General features: G+C 70.7%; 13 protein-coding genes. 7 read left to right on the plus strand and 6 right to left on the minus strand.

Annotated elements, in window-relative coordinates; translation table 11 throughout:
* The 4 genes from AB0B61_RS26285 to AB0B61_RS26300 all read right to left on the minus strand — a co-directional run bounded on the left by AB0B61_RS26285 (window position 1) and on the right by AB0B61_RS26300 (window position 4,860).
* Window positions 1-765 carry an SDR family oxidoreductase gene (locus tag AB0B61_RS26285; protein WP_358436759.1) on the minus strand — a complete coding sequence of 255 codons (765 nt, stop codon included), beginning with the start codon at window positions 763-765 and terminating at the stop codon, window positions 1-3.
* Window positions 766-778: 13 nt separating this feature from the next.
* Complete coding sequence (locus AB0B61_RS26290) at window positions 779-1,576, minus strand: family 3 encapsulin nanocompartment shell protein (RefSeq protein ID WP_358436762.1); 798 nt, start codon at window positions 1,574-1,576, stop codon at window positions 779-781.
* 25 nt (window positions 1,577-1,601) lie between these two features.
* A complete protein-coding gene (locus AB0B61_RS26295) occupies window positions 1,602-3,386 on the minus strand; it encodes a carbamoyltransferase C-terminal domain-containing protein (RefSeq protein WP_358436765.1) in 1,785 nt (594 codons plus the stop codon).
* A gap of 118 nt (window positions 3,387-3,504) precedes the next feature.
* Window positions 3,505-4,860, minus strand: coding sequence for an FAD-binding oxidoreductase (locus AB0B61_RS26300; RefSeq protein WP_358436768.1), 1,356 nt, complete (start codon window positions 4,858-4,860; stop codon window positions 3,505-3,507).
* Between the two features lie 177 nt (window positions 4,861-5,037).
* Here AB0B61_RS26300 and AB0B61_RS26305 point away from each other — a divergent pair, with 177 nt between their 5' ends.
* The 4 genes from AB0B61_RS26305 to AB0B61_RS26320 are packed head-to-tail and all read left to right on the plus strand — an operon-like array spanning window position 5,038 to window position 9,953.
* Window positions 5,038-6,315, plus strand: coding sequence for an aminotransferase class I/II-fold pyridoxal phosphate-dependent enzyme (locus AB0B61_RS26305; RefSeq protein WP_358436770.1), 1,278 nt, complete (start codon window positions 5,038-5,040; stop codon window positions 6,313-6,315).
* Entirely contained in the window at window positions 6,312-7,229 is a 918-nt protein-coding gene (locus tag AB0B61_RS26310) for a sulfotransferase (RefSeq protein WP_358436772.1), read from the plus strand. Before AB0B61_RS26305 ends, AB0B61_RS26310 begins: the two co-directional genes overlap by 4 nt.
* A gap of 19 nt (window positions 7,230-7,248) precedes the next feature.
* Complete coding sequence (locus tag AB0B61_RS26315; RefSeq protein WP_358436775.1) at window positions 7,249-8,811, plus strand: AMP-binding protein; 1,563 nt, start codon at window positions 7,249-7,251, stop codon at window positions 8,809-8,811.
* Window positions 8,812-8,813: 2 nt separating this feature from the next.
* Window positions 8,814-9,953, plus strand: coding sequence for an acyl-CoA dehydrogenase family protein (locus AB0B61_RS26320; protein WP_358436777.1), 1,140 nt, complete (start codon window positions 8,814-8,816; stop codon window positions 9,951-9,953).
* A 36-nt stretch (window positions 9,954-9,989) separates the two neighbouring features.
* Here AB0B61_RS26320 and AB0B61_RS26325 read toward each other — a convergent pair whose 3' ends face one another.
* Together AB0B61_RS26325 and AB0B61_RS26330 are read right to left on the minus strand one after the other, a co-directional pair.
* Window positions 9,990-10,652 carry a nucleoside monophosphate kinase gene (locus AB0B61_RS26325; RefSeq protein WP_358436780.1) on the minus strand — a complete coding sequence of 221 codons (663 nt, stop codon included), beginning with the start codon at window positions 10,650-10,652 and terminating at the stop codon, window positions 9,990-9,992.
* 3 nt (window positions 10,653-10,655) lie between these two features.
* Window positions 10,656-11,900 carry an ROK family protein gene (locus AB0B61_RS26330; RefSeq protein ID WP_358436783.1) on the minus strand — a complete coding sequence of 415 codons (1,245 nt, stop codon included), beginning with the start codon at window positions 11,898-11,900 and terminating at the stop codon, window positions 10,656-10,658.
* A 136-nt stretch (window positions 11,901-12,036) separates the two neighbouring features.
* On the opposite strand from AB0B61_RS26330, the gene AB0B61_RS26335 reads away from it, so the two are divergent.
* The 3 genes from AB0B61_RS26335 to AB0B61_RS26345 are packed head-to-tail and all read left to right on the plus strand — an operon-like array spanning window position 12,037 to window position 14,802.
* On the plus strand, window positions 12,037-13,077 hold the full coding sequence (locus tag AB0B61_RS26335; RefSeq protein WP_358436786.1) for a substrate-binding domain-containing protein: 1,041 nt from the start codon (window positions 12,037-12,039) through the stop codon (window positions 13,075-13,077).
* 7 nt (window positions 13,078-13,084) lie between these two features.
* Window positions 13,085-14,059 carry an ABC transporter permease gene (locus tag AB0B61_RS26340; protein ID WP_358436788.1) on the plus strand — a complete coding sequence of 325 codons (975 nt, stop codon included), beginning with the start codon at window positions 13,085-13,087 and terminating at the stop codon, window positions 14,057-14,059.
* Window positions 14,056-14,802, plus strand: coding sequence for an ATP-binding cassette domain-containing protein (locus tag AB0B61_RS26345; RefSeq protein WP_358436791.1), 747 nt, complete (start codon window positions 14,056-14,058; stop codon window positions 14,800-14,802). The genes AB0B61_RS26340 and AB0B61_RS26345 overlap by 4 nt, the downstream gene beginning before the upstream one ends.
* The last annotated feature ends 1 nt before the right edge of the window (window position 14,803 follow it).

The raw sequence follows: 14,803 nt of genomic DNA on the forward strand, positions 1-14,803 counted from the left end.
TCACAGCCCGCGGGTGTTGCCGCCGTCCACCAGCAGCACCACGCCCGTGATGAAGGAGGTGTGCTCACTGGCCAGGAACGCGGCGATCGCCCCGAAGTCGCCGGGTCGCCCGATCCTGCGCATCGGCAGGCCATCGGCCACCCGTGCCAGCGCCGCGTCCGCCTCGTCGCCGAACTGGTGGTCCAGCGCGGGTGTGCGGTGGAAGCCCTGGGCGAGGACGTTCACGGTGATGCCGCGCGGGCCGAGGCTCGGTACGAGTCCCTTGGCGAAGCCCAGCACGCCCAGCCGGGCGACGGCCGACAGGCCGGTCAGGGGCAGCGGCTGGCGTACCGCCTCGGAGGTGAGCATCAGCACCCTGCCCCAGCCGGTGTCCAGGTGCGGCACGGCGGCCAGGACGACGCTCACGTGCGGGATCGTGTTGTCCTCCAGCGCCCGCCGGTACACGGGCACGTCGAACTCCTCCAGCGACCCGTGCGGGACCCCGCCCGAGCTGCTGACCACGATGTGCAGCGAGCCGAACTCGTCGGCGGTGCGCCCCACCCACTTGGCCACGGCCGCCTCGTCGCGCACGTCCACGCTGGTGCTGAGCACCCGTCCCGGACCCGCGGCGTCGATCTCGGCGTGCGCCCGCGCCAGCCGGTCGGGCTCGCGCGCGCAGATGGACACGTGCGCGCCCTCGGCCGCCAGCGTGCGGGCCACGGCGAGCCCGAGCCCGCTGCTGGCCGCCGCCACGAGCGCGACACGTCCGTTCAACCCAAGGTCCATGACCAGACACCTCTCAGGAGAGCAGCAGGAAGTGCTGCGGCAGATGTACGGCCAGGCCGATGCGGGTGCTCGCCTCGATGACCTCGGTGTCCCGGCGCAGCCGCAGCGTGGACTGCGCGGGGTCGAGCAGTGTCACGGCCGCGCGGAAGTCGCCGAGCAGCGCGTCCCCCGCGCCGATCATGCGGGTGCGCGAGACGCGGATCCCGGCCGTCGCCAGCCGGTCGAGCGCCCCGTCCCGGACCAGCTTCCAGTACAGGCCGGGGTGGGTGACGATGCCGTCGCACGAGCCGCCGGTCTCCTCGACCTCGGCCGCCGCCGCCGTCAGCACGTCCTCGGGATCGCCGTCGAACGACGCGTGGCGCGAGTCCGCCAGGTGCAGCAGCCCGTCGATCGCGCCGTCGCCCGAGCCGTGCAGCAGGATCTGGTTCTCGACCGTGGACAGCCGTACGAGCACGCGGTAGTCCACGAAGGCGGCGAGCAGGCCGGGCTCGTCGAGCACGCCCTTGGGCACGGGCACCCCGACCTTGACCTCGGTCAGGCCGGCCACGCGGACGCTGGCGGCGAAGACGGACTCGGGCGTCTCGGCGTACGACGTCCCCGACGGCGCCAGCTCGGGCGGTGGCGCCTCATGGACGTAGGGCACCTGCCCGTCGCCGACCTTCGCGCTCTTCAGCAGGTGCCGGACCGTGTAGCGCGGCCGAGTCTTGAACAGCGGGAACGCCTCGGTCAGCGCCAGCCGGTACGGCACCTCGACGTCGCCGCCGTTCCGCGAGCCCGCCACCGCCCACGCGAACTCCTCGCCAGGAGACATACCCGTCCCTCCGTTGAAATGGTTGTCAACGCTGAGCTGATTTGGTGGCTACAAACCGTCCGAGCACGAGGTAATCCATCTCGGTCTTCAGGAAGCAGTCCATGGCGTCGGCCGGAGAGCACACGATGGGCTCGCCGGCCACGTTGAACGAGGTGTTGATGAGACAGGGCACCCCCGTCAGCTCGGTGAAGGCGCGGAGCAACTCCGCCAGCAGCGGGTTGTCCTCCTCGCGAATCGTCTGAATCCTGGACGTGCCGTCCACGTGCGTGGCTCCGGGAATCAGGTCGCGGTAGCCGGGCCGTACGGGGAAGACGAACGTCATGTACGGCGAGGCCCGCTTCTTTCCCATCTCGAACACCTCGGGGGCCACGTCCTCCAGGACGACGGGCGCGAACGGCCGGAACGGCTCCCGATGCTTGATCCGGTCGTTGATGATGTCCTTGATATCGCCGAACCGGGGATTGGCCAGAATGCTCCGGTTGCCCAGCGCGCGCGGCCCGTATTCGGTCCGGCCCTGGAACCAGCCGAGCACGCACTTCTCCCGCAGCAGCGCGGCCGTCTCCCGCGCCACGTCGCCGGGTGCCAGCTCACGCCATTCGACGCGCCCCGCGTGGGCGTCGAGCGTGGCGCGGATCTCGTCGTCGCCGTAGGCGGGCCCCAGGTACGGCGAGCCGGAGACCCGCGGCTTGTCGCCCGCCTCCTGACTGGCGTAGAAGGCGGCGCCGATGGCCACCCCCGGGTCGCTGGCGCCGAAACTCACGTCCATCTCGGCGAACCTGGACCCTTCGAGCAGCTTGGTGTTGTTGACGCAGTTCAGCGCCAGGCCGCCCTCGAACAGCAGCCTGGGGAGCGCGCTGCGCTCCTCCAGCGCGCGCAGCTGGTGGGCCGTCACCGCCTCGACCATCTCCTGGGCGGCGCCGGCGACCCGGACCCGCACGTCGAAGTCCTCCCGGCCGTCCGGGTCGGTGTCGAAGATCCGGTCGAACAGCGCGTAATAGGCGCGTACGGCCCGCGGCGCGTACGGGATGGTGTAGCGGCCGTTGTCCGTCAGCGCCACCACATGCTTGAGCAGCGGATTGGGCTCCGGCGGCGGGCCATGGCCGGCCAGCCCCATGACCTTGTACTCGTCGTTGTTGGGCACGAAGCCGAGATACCTGGTCAGCACCGCGAACAGCAGGGCCAGCGAGTTGTCCCCGTCCACGGTCGCGTCGTCGAACAGGCGCACCTTGCCGTCGCGTACCTCGCCGAGGATCGCCGACAGCCACTCCGCCCGGCCGTCGCTGACCACGAAGGCCGCCTCCCCGCCCCCCGACAGGTGGTATCCCGTCATCAGGTGGGCGAGGTGATGCGGCACCGTGACCAGCTTCTCGGCGGCCAGCGGGTGGCCCGTGTGCTCGTGGAAGTCGGCGAGAATGGCCTCCTGGCTGAATATCCTGGTATAGGTGTCGTCGAGCCGCCGCAGCCTGGCGAATTTCTTGTCCACCGGCGCGTCGGCGTCCACGATCTCGGCGATCATGTTGTTCATGACGTCCTGGGAGAAACGCCATGAATGCGCGAAGACATCAACCTCGTCGTACGTTTTCCCGGCCTCCCTTAAAACCCATGCGATGGCCTGGGCCGGAAACCGGGCGGTCTTCTTCTCGCGATTGAGCCGCTCCTCCTCGACGGCCGCGACCAATTCCCCGTCCACCATGAGGGCCGCCGAGGAATCATGTCCGTAGAGCATGTGGCGGTCGATTCCCGTCGACCCGTAATAACGCGCGAAGAGTTCGGCGACCTTACCGAACCCGTTGTATCCGAGGACGATCACGAGAACTCCTTGGCGGTGAAGGACTCGGGTCCCACCAGTGAAGGTCATGCCGCCCTGGACGGCGTCCACCTGGTGATGACCACGGGGGCGACGCATCGTTGAAGCCGGTGGACGCGGCTCAGCGGACGGCCGAGGGCGCGACGTTGTAGTTGCCGCGGAAGAAGTTGTCCGGGTCCAGCCGCCGTTTCACCGAGGTCAGCCGGTCGAAGGCCGCCTCGCCGAAGGTCTTCCTGACCCGGTCGCCGGTGGACGCATAGTTGATGTAGCCGTCGCCCCAGCGGCTGTACGGCTCGGCGGTGGCCGAGACGGACCGCGCCCAGGCGATCCGCTCCTCGTCGGCGGCCGGGTCGGTCCAGATCGCCGTGCCCGTGACGTTGAAGGCGGCGCCGCGGAAGGGCACGGCCGTGGCCTCGGCGGGCACCCGCCGCACCGCGCCGTGCAGCGCCTCGACGAGGATCCCGTCCCTGAAGGGCCCCAGCCAGCGGCCGGCCAGGAACCGCTCGACCAGCGCGCCGGCCAGCGCGTCCGGCAGGGCGTCGGCGAAGCGGGCGCTCCAGTAGTGCCTGAATCCGAACGCCAGGCGGCCGAGCGCGGCCTGCAGCGACAGGTACGACCTGGGCATGAGCTGCCAGTCGAGGATCGCCGGCCCGCGCAGCCGCTTCTCCAGCGCCGCCCGGTAGCCCTCGTCGTCGCCGCTGTAGGCCACGCAGATCACCCCCGCCGGAACGTGCGTGGGACCGTACCTCTTCAGGAACAGCGTGCAGTTGAGCTCGTCGGGCGCGTCGAGCATGAGGTCGCGGAACAGGCGCACGACCCGGCCGAGCTCGGCCCGCGGGTAGGCCACGCAGCCGCCGTACAGCAGGCCCACCGGGTGCGTACGGAAGCGGAACTCCGTCACCACGCCGAAGTTGTGGCCCGCGCCGCGCAGCGCCCAGTCGAGCTCGGGATCGCGCTCCGCGTCCACCTCGACCACCTCCCCGGCGGCCGTGACGAGCTGGTAGGAGAGCACGTTGTCGCAGGTCAGGCCGTATCTTCCCATCAGGTGTCCGAGGCCGCCGCCCAGGGTCAGGCCGCCGACGCCGGTGGTGTCGAAGGTGCCGCCCGTGGTGGCCAGCCCGTACGCGGTGGTCGCCAGGTCCACCTGGCTCCAGGTGGCGCCGCCGCCGACCGTAGCGGTGCGCTCGCCCGGATCGACCGTCACCGAGCTCATCAGCCGCAGGTCGATGACCAGCCCGTCCTCGACGGAGGCGTACCCGGCGACGTTGTGCCCGCCGCCGCGCACCGCCGTGACCAGCCCGGCCTCGCGGGCGGTACGGATCACCGCCCGCAGCTCCGCGACGTCACGCGGCAGGCAGATCAGCCGCGGCCGCAGATCGTGCATGCCGTTGAACAGCAGCCGCAACTCGTCATAAGCGGGGTGGCCGGGGCCGACCACCCGATCGGGACACGCGGCGTTCAGTGCGGAGACCGTCACGAGCTCGTTCCTTTCTCGGGCCTAGGTTCTTCGACGGCTTATCACGCATTTGTGACACACGCGAGGGGGGTTGCCTTTCCGGGGACTTGCCGCGATAGTCGGCTCTTAGGTCCAGCGCGTAATTCACTACCCGGCCAAATAGCTCACGTTATTTGCACCAACAGATTCGAGGGACCGGTGAATCCACCCCTGACCACCTGGCCCACTTATGACAAGGGTGATGTCTTCCTCAGCCCGGAGGACATCGCCGCGGCGATCGAGGCGCTGCGCGCCCGGTTGTTCTTCCGTTACGATTTCCGGCCGCACGAGGAGACATTTACCGGGCTCTTCGAACGGCGGCTGTGCGAGGTGTTCGGCGCCGGGCACGCGCTGGCCTGCGCCAGCGGCACCACCGCGATCACCCTGAGCCTGCTCGCGCTCCAGCTGCCCGCCGGCTCGCCGATCGCCTGCCCCGCGTTCACCTTCGCGGCCACGCCGAGCGCGATCCTGCTCGCCGGGCACCGGCCGGTGCTCGTGGAGTGCGACGAGAACCTGCACCTGGACGTGCGCGACCTGCGCCGGGTGTTCGACGAGGGCGCCAAGGCGGTCGTCGTGGTGCACATGCGCGGCTTCGCCAGCGACATGCCGGAAATATGCCGACTGGCGGAGGAGTATGGCGCCTTGGTGGTCGAGGACGCGGTGCCCGCCCTCGGCGCGCGGCTCGACGGTCGCTACCTGGGTACGTTCGGCCACTTCGGCGCCTTCAGCACCCAGTCCGACAAGTCGCTCAACACCGGCGAAGGCGGCTTCCTGCTCACGGACGACCCCGAGGCGTACGCCCGCGCGGTCGTCTACAGCGGCGCCTACGAAGGCCGGATGGCCCGCCACTTCCCCGGCAAGGTCCCGGACGTCGACGACCGGGCGTTTCCCATCTTCAGCTTCCGCATGGACGAGATCCGGGCGGCGCTGGCCGGAGCCCTGCTCCAGCGGCTGCCCGACCGGCTGGCCGCCCATCGCCGCAACTACGACTACGTGGCCGAGCGGCTGGCGGACCTCGACGGGATCGCGCTGCGGCAGCCGGTGGCGCCCGGCGCCTACCTCGGCGAGGCGCTGGTCTTCCGGCTGCCGGGGGCCACGCCGCGGGAGTGCGTCGCGTTCGCCAGGGCGGTCGCGGCCGAGGGGGTCGACGCCCGCGCGCTCGGCGACCGGGACGACGTCAACGTACGTGCCTTCTGGAACTGGCGTTTCCTGCTCGGCGACAACGCGGAGGCCGCGCGGAGCCTCTTCCCGACGTCGGCGCGCTATGTCAGCGAGGCGATCGACATCCCGCTCTCGGCGAACCTGGACCTGGCCGACTGCGACCGCCTGGTGACCGCCGTCAGAAAGGCCGCCGCCGGAAGAGCACCCGCCACAAAGCCGGCCGTCACAAAGCCAAGCGGTGAGAGCGCCGTCGCCGGACGGACCGCGAGCCGATGACGCCCGCAACGCCGCGGGTGCTCTACGTCACGGGCTGGTGCAGATCGGGCAGCACGCTGCTCGGCAACCTGCTCAACGAACTGCCGGGCGTCGCGCACGTCGGCGAGCTCAACTACCTGTGGTCCAACGGCGTGCTCGGCACCGGCACCAACAGCACCTGCGGCTGCGGCAAGGACCTGCAGGACTGCGACGTGTGGCGGCAGGTGCTGGGCGAGCTGGACGGTCACGCCCTCGCGACGGAGATGATCGGCCTGCACAACGCCTGCCTGCGCACCCGCTTCACCCAGGAGCGGCTGCGCGAGGCCCGGGGCCTGGCCCGGCCACCGCGCGACGTGCGGCGGATCAGCGAGGTCAAGCGGCGCCTCTACACCGCGATCGGCGCGGCGCTGAACGCCGAGGTGATCGTCGACACCTCCAAGTTCCCCGCCGAGGCGGCCCACCTCATGGGCCTGCCCGACCTGCGACCCCAGGTGCTGCACATGGTGCGCGACCCCAGGGCGACCGCCTACTCCTGGCACCGCGCCAAGGGCTACATCCCGGCCATGAGCCCCCTGCGCAGCAGCGCGTACTGGACCGGCTTCAACGCGGCGTCGGAGTGGATCGCCCGCGCCTATCCCGGCAGGTGCCTCAGAGTCAGGTACGAGGACTTCGCCGCGCGGCCCGCCGAGACGATCGGCCAGGTCATGGCGTGGGCGGGTCTCCCGCTGCCCGGCCCGGTGATCGACGGGAACACCGTCCGGCTCGGCGTCAACCACACCGTGACCGGCAATCCCGACCGGTTGCGCACCGGGCCCGTGGCCATCAGGCCCGACGACGCCTGGCGCACCGCCCTGCCGGCCTCGAGCGTCGCGCTGAGCACCCTCGCCGCGCTACCGCTCATGAGCAGGTACGGCTACCGCCTGACCAGCCCCTGACATGCCGATGGGAGCACCCATGAACTGGCGAAGCGACGCCGAGCACTGCTACCGGGAAGGCTGGTGGCGCGACGGCACGCCCCTGGACGACCTCCGGCGGGCCGTGGAGCGCTCCCCGGGCCGCGTCGCGATCACGGCGCACCAGACCGGCGCCGCCGACCTGGTCAAGCTGACGTACGCGGATTTATCGCGACTTGTGGAGCGGTTCGCCGGGGCTCTGACCGAGCTGGGCGTCGGCCCGGGCGACGTGGTCGCGCTGCAGCTGCCGAACTGGTGGCAGTTCCCGCCGCTCGCCCTGGCCTGCATGCGGGTCGGCGCGGCGGTCAACCCCATCATCCCGATCCTCCGCAAACGCGAGGTCGGCTTCATGCTGGAACGTACGGAAGCGAAGGTCTGTGTCGCGCCCGCGTCGTTCCGCGGCTTCGACCATGCCGGGATGCTCGCCGAGATCGCCAAGGAGGTGCCGACGCTGCGGCACGCGGTGACCATCGGCGGCGGCCCGCTCGACTTCGACGACGTCTTCATGTCCGGCGCCGACGTCCGGCCCGGTCAGTCGGAGGCTGGTCCCGACGACCTGGCCCAGGTGATGTTCACCTCGGGGACGACGGGCGAGCCCAAGGGCGTCATGCACACCCACAACACGTTGTACGCCGGCATCCGCACCGAGGCGGAGGCCCTCGGGCTGGACGAGGACCTGGTCGTCCACATGGGCTCGCCGCTCACCCACCAGGCCGGCTACCTCTACTGCTTCCTGATGCCGCTCCAGCTCGGCGGCCGGGCGGTGTTCCAGGACGTGTGGGATCCGGACGTCATGCTCGGCCTGGTCGAGTCGGAGGGCGTCAACTTCGGCATGGGCGCCACCACGTTCGTGGTCGACGCCATCGCCGCGCAGCGGGCCCGGCCCCGGGACCTGCGGACCCTCGACTCCTTCGCATGCGGCGGGTCGCCGATCCCGCCGAAGGTCGTGGAGGAGGCGGGCGAGGTGCTCGGCGTGCGCATGTACGCGCTGTGGGGCATGACGGAGAACGCCACGGTCACGATCACCCGCCCCGAGGACCCGCCGGATCTCGCCGCGCGCTCCGACGGCCGCCCCGCCCCCTGGATGCAGGTCCGGATCGCCGGCGACCGCCTTCAAGTACGCGGCGCGAACCAGTGCGTGGGCTACTGGAAACGCCCCGACCTGTACGCCGAGGCCCTCACCGGCGACGGCTGGTTCGACACGGGCGACCTGGCCAGGGACGACGGCGAGGGCGGCATCCGGATCACCGGCCGGGCCAAGGACCTGATCGTCAGGGGCGGGGAGAAGATCCCCGTGGTCGAGGTGGAGGCCGCGCTGTGGCGGCACCCGCGGATCAAGGAGGCCGCGCTGGTGGCCTACCCCGACGAGCGTCTCGGCGAGCGGGCGTGCGCCTTCGTCGTCCCGGACGGGGAGCCGCCCTCGCTCACCGACGTACAACTGCATCTGGAAGGGCTCGGCATGGCCCGGCAGTTCTGGCCGGAACGCCTGACGGTCGTCGCCGAGCTGCCGAAGACGGCGTCGGGCAAGGTACAGAAGTTCGAGCTGCGCGAACGGATGGGCTGAGCATGGACTTCGCGTTCGACGACGAGCAGGAGCGGCTGCGCGCCCGGGTGCGCGACTTCGCGGCCGAGCGCCTCGCCCCGCACTACCAGTCCGACGACCGGGCCGCGGTCATGCGCCCCGAGCTGCCCGGCGAGCTGGCCCGCATGGGCCTGCTCGGCCTGCGCGTCCGCGAGGAGTACGGCGGCGCGGGCGCCGACGCCGTGACCACCGGCCTGGTGCTCGAAGAGCTGGCCCGCGCCGACGTGAACAGCTGCTACCTGGTGCTCAACGCCGCGCTCGTGGCCGACATCCTCCAGGTCAACGCCTCGCCGGAGCAGCAGCGCGACTGGCTGCCCGCCCTGGCCTCGGGGGAGCTGATCCCGGCCATCTGCCTGACAGAGCCCGAGCACGGCTCGGACGCCGCCGCCATCGAGTTCCGCGCCACTGTCCAGGACGGAACCTGGCTGCTGCACGGCGAGAAGACCTCGATCATGCTCGGCATGACCGCCACGCACGGCCTGGTCTTCGCCAGGACGGGCGGGCCTGGCGCGCGCGGCGTCACCGCCTTCCTCGCCGATCTGTCCTCGGCGAAGCGGGAGGCGTTCACCGACCTGGGCAACCGCGCCGCAGGCCGCGCCCACCTGACCTTCGACGGCCTGACCACCGGGCCCGAGACGATCGTGGGCGGTGAGGGTCTCGGCTTCGTCCAGGTCATGCGGGGCTTCGACTACTCGCGGGCGCTGATCGCGTTGATGGCGACGGGCACCGCGCAGGCGGCGATCGACGACGCGCTGGAGCGGGCGCGCACCCGCAGCGCCTTCGGCCGCCCGCTCGGCGCCTTCCAGGGGCTCAGCTTCCCCCTGGTGGAGTACGCCACACAGCTGCGAGCGGGCAGGGCGCTCTGCTACGAGGCGCTGTGGCGCAAGGACCAGGGACTCCCGCACACGACCGAGGCGAACATGGTCAAGTGGTGGGTGCCGAGAATGGCCGCCGACGCCGTCCAGCAGGCGCTGCTCACGTTCGGGCAGGCCGGCTACTCCGAGGAGCTGCGGCAGGCCCAGCGGCTGCGCGACGTGATCGCGCTGCAGATCGCCGACGGCACCGCCCAGATCACCAAGCTGGTGGTCGCCCGGCAGCTACTCGGCCGCGACGCCGCGCCCTGAGGCCGCCTTTACGAGGCCGCCTTTACGAGGCCGCCTTTACGAGGCCGCCTTCTCCGGGGCGTACGGCGGCAGGTTGAGGCGGGCGCGGATGTTGCGCTGGACGGTGGTCTTGTCGTCGCGGGCGTCGACCGTCATGACGTACTCCTTGCCGCGGAACAGCTCCACGACCGGGTCGATCTTGTCATGGTATTCGCGCAGCCGCGTGGCGAGCGCGTCCGGGGCGTCGTCCTCGCGGGTGACGAGCTCGCCGCCGCACACGTCGCACCTGCCCTCGGTCTCGGGCCGGTGGGCGATCAGGTTGTAGTCCATGCCGCAGCGCGAGCACAGCCGCCTGGCCAGCACCCGCCGCCACACCTCCTCGTCGGGCAGGTCGAGGTGGATCACGCTGTCGATGTCGTAGCTCTCCAGGAAGAACTCCGCCTGCCGCCGGCTGCGCGGGAAGCCGTCGATGATGAAGCCGTAGTTCCAGTCGTGCTGCTGCAGGCGCTCCCTGACGACGTCCTCGACCAGGTCGTCGCCCACGAGCTCACCGGCCGCGACCAGGCGGCGGACCTGGGCGCCGAGCTTGGTGTGGCGCTTGACGTGCCAGCGGAAGATGTCGCCGACGCTGATGTGCACGAGGTCGAGGTCGGTGGCCAGCAGGGTGCTCTGGGTGCCCTTGCCGCTGCCCTGCACGCCGAGGATCACGTATTTCCGCATGTCTCATTCTCCCCCGGGGACGGGGAGCATGATCTCAGTGCCCGCCGCGCCGCGATCGACGAGCTCCTGGACCCGCTGGGGAGCGTAGATCCCGTCCACGAGGAGCTGCGCGAGCCCGAGAATGCCCGCGTCGGGGTCGAGGTCGCTGCGGACGATCTGGAGATTGCGGGTGGCCAGTGGCAGTGACCGCCGGTAGACGATCTCGCGGATGCCGGCGAAGAGCTGCTCGTCGGTGTGCGCGAGCTGGCCGCCGATCGCGATGATGCGCGGGTTGAACAGGTTGACGGTGTCGGCGATGGCGCCGCCGAGGATGCGGGCGGCGCGCCGCGCCAGGCGTACCGCGGCCAGGTCGCCCGAGCGGATCAGCCGCACGGCGTCGTCGACGGTGGTGACGTCGCGGCCCGCCGCCTGGAGATCGCGGACGAGCGCCCAGCCCCCGGCGTAGGCCTCCACGCAGCCGAGGTTGCCGCACCGGCAGAGCGGCGGCTCTGCCACGTCGTCGACCACGACCTGGATGTGGCCGATGTCGCCGGCCGCGCCGTCGGCGCCCCGGTGCACCTGGCCACCCGCGATGAGGCCGGTGCCGACACCGGTGCCGATCTTGATCATGAGCAGGTGCGGGACATCGGGGTAGCGCAGGCGCTGCTCGCCGAAGGCCATCGCGTTGACGTCCTTGTCGACCAGCACCGGGCAGTTGTAGCGGGCGGTGAACCAGCCCGGGATGTCGAAGCGGTCCCAGCCGGTCATGATCGGCGGGCTGACCACCCGCCCGCTCGCGAAGTCGACGGGACCGGGCACGTCGATGCCGATGCCGAGCACGTCGCCCGGCTCGTGGCCGCGCTCCTCGAGCAGCTCGGCGAACAGCCCGGACACGATCGTGAGGATCGCCGCCGGGCCGCTGGTCACGTCGGCGCGGACGTCCCGCTCGGCCCGCACCTCCCCGCCCAGGTCGCACACGGCGGTGCGCAGGCCGGTGGCACCCACGTCGGCCACCAGCAGCACGCCCCGGTCGCGGTTGACGACGAACTGACCGGCGGGCCGGCCGCCCGTGCGCGCCTCCGTGGGCGCGGGGATGAGCAGCCCGGCGGTGAGCAGCCCGTCGAGGCGCTGGTTGACCGTGGTGCGCGACAGGCCGGTATGTCGCATGACGTCGGCCTTCGTGAGCCCGTCGGGGATGTCGCGGAACAGGCTGAGGATCTCGCCCGAGCTGACTCCCATCCGCAAGGCGGACACGCCGGTTATGGCCATTAGCCCACTCTATCGGTGACTGAGAGTGCTCGTAAGTCAAGAATGTTTCGACTTAAAAAGTCGAAACATGGGTTGTCAGAGTTCAGAAGTAGTCATACGGTCGTCCCATTGACGCCGAAAGGGGCATCCGATGCACATGACCTCGCATGGAAGGCGAGCGACGGCGGTCACCGCCGTGCTGGCGGCCGGGACGCTGGCCCTGGGAGCCTGCGGCTCCAGCGTGTCCGCCGGTCCGTCCGGCAAGGACGCCGCCGCCGCCGAAGCTCCCAGCGTCGCCGCGGTGATCAAAGGGCTGGACAATCCCTTCTTCCAGACGATGAAGCAGGGCATGGACGAGCAGGCCAAGGCGGGCGGCGTCTCTCTCACGGTCCAGGCGGCCGACTCCATCACCGACACCACCGGGCAGGCGGACAAGCTCAACGGCCTGGCCGGGCAGCCCTTCTCCTGCTTCGTGGTCAACCCGATCACCGGCACCAACCTCATCCAGGGCCTGGCCAAGATCGGCGCGCAGAACAAGCCCATCGTCAACATCGACAGCCCCGTCGACGCCGGCGCGGCCGGCAGCGCCAACGTCAAGCTGGCCACCTACATCGGCACGGACAACGTCGAGGCCGGCAAGATGGCCGGCAAGCGAATGAGCGAGCTCGTGCCGGCCGGTGACGTCGCGGTCATCGGCGGCATCGCCGGCGACGTCACCAGCGGCGCCCGGGTCGAGGGGTTCCAGCAGGGCATCGGCCCCAACCTCAAGGTCGTCCAGACCGTCGCCGCCAACTGGGAGCGCCAGACCGCGCTCACCGCCGCGACCGACGTCATGCGCGCGCAGCCGGATCTGCGGGGCTTCTTCGTCGCCAACGACGACATGGGGCTCGGCGTGGCGCGGGCCATCGCCAACGCCGGCAAGGCGGGACAGGTCAAGGTCATCAGCGTCGACGGCATCAAGGACGCCCTCCAGGCGGTCAAGGCCGGCACGCTGGACGGCACCGTCGCCCAATACCCGTACGCGATGGGCCTGATGGGCGTCGAGGCGTGCCAGGCGGCCACGAAGGGCAAGACGCTGCCGCCCAAGGTGAAGTCCCCGGTCGAGCTGGTCACCAAGGACAACGCGGACAAGGCGCTGGCGGCCACCCCCAAGCCGTTCGGCACCTACACCGACCCGTTCAAGAGCCTCATCCAGTAGGACAGAGATGGCAAACACCGCAATCGCCGCGCCCAACCACGAAGCCTGGACCGCGCGCCTGAAGGACGTCGGCTTCTGGGCCGAGTGGGCGGCCCTCGTCGGGCTGATCGTCCTGGTGATCGTCTTCCAGGCGCTGAACCCCACCTTCCTCAGCGCCGGCAACATCGCCTCGATGCTGGTCGCCGCGGCCATTTTGATCATCCTGAGCGTCGGCCAGACGTTCGTCATCGCCACGGCGGGCATCGACCTGTCGATCGCCTCCGCGATGACCTTGGGCGCGGTCGCCTTCGGCCAGGCCTACGCGATGGGCTGGGGACTGTCGCTGTCGTGTCTGGCGGCCATCGTCGCCTCGGGCCTGGTCGGCGTGATCAACGGAGTGATCATCGCCCGAGGCAAGATCACCGACTTCATCGTGACGCTCGGCACCCTTTCGGCGGCCTCCGGACTGGCGCTGATCCTGTCCGAGGGCAAGCCCGTGACGATCATCGACGCGGCGCTGCTCGGCCTGTCGACCGGCGGGATCGGGATCTTCGGCTGGTCGTTCGTCATCGCGGCGGTCGTCGCGGTGCTGGGGCACGTCCTGCTGTTCCACACCCGGTTCGGCACGCACGTGCTGGCCACGGGTGGGGCGGCGGAGTCCGCGACGGCCATGGGGATCAGCACCCAGCGCGTCAAGATCGCCGTTTACACGATCTCCGGCGTGCTCGCCGGGCTCGGGGCGATCCTGCTGGTGGCCCGGATCGGCGCGGCCGAGCCGGCCGCCAACACCTCGTTCCTGCTCAACTCCGTGGCCGCGGTCGTGCTCGGCGGGGTGAGCCTGTTCGGCGGGCGGGGCAGCATCATCGGCCCGGTCATCGGCGCGCTGCTGCTCATCGCGCTGGTCAACGGGCTGACGCTGCTCGGCGTCTCGCAGTTCTACCAGCCTCTCGCCGTCGGCATCGTCGTGGTGCTGGCCGCGCTCCTGACAAGGTTCCAGCGATGACGAACACCCTGCTCGACTGCCAGAACGTCTCCCTGTCGTTCGGCAACGTCCGCGCCCTCGCCGACGTCTCGCTCTCCCTGCGCCAAGGGGAGATCACCGCGCTGGTCGGCGACAACGGCGCGGGCAAGTCCACGCTGGTGCGCTGCATCTCCGGGATCCACCGGCCCGACAGCGGCCACATCATCTTCGAAGGGGAGCAGGCCGACTTCCACTCCCCTGACGACGCCCGCAGGGCGGGCATCGAGACCGTCCACCAGAACCTGGCCCTCGTCGAGGACCTCACCGTGTGGCAGAACCTCTTCCTCAACCGCGAGCTCGTCCGCGGGTTCGGTCCCATCGCGTTCCTGGACCGGCGGGCGATGCAGACCCGCGCGCGGGAGATGGTCTCCACGCTCGCGGTCAACGTCCCCGCGGTGAAGTCCCGCGTCCGGCGGCTGTCCGGCGGGCAGCGCCAGGCCGTCGCCATCTGCCGCGCGGCGGGCTTCAGCTCGCGGCTGGTCATCATGGACGAGCCGACGGCCGCGCTCGGCGTCCAGGAGACGGCCCGGGTCGAGGAGCTCATCCTGCGGCTGCGCGACGAGGGGCACACGGTGCTGCTCATCAGCCACAACTTCGCGCAGGTCATGCGGCTGAGCGACCAGGTCTGGGTGATGCGCGCCGGCCGCTGCGTCGGCGGACGCCGTACGTCCGAGATCACCGGCGAGGAGATCGTCTCCCTCGTCACCGGCGCCGCCGGCCAATGAA

Source organism: Nonomuraea sp. NPDC049158, from assembly GCF_040648335.1.
GTDB lineage: Bacteria > Actinomycetota > Actinomycetes > Streptosporangiales > Streptosporangiaceae > Nonomuraea.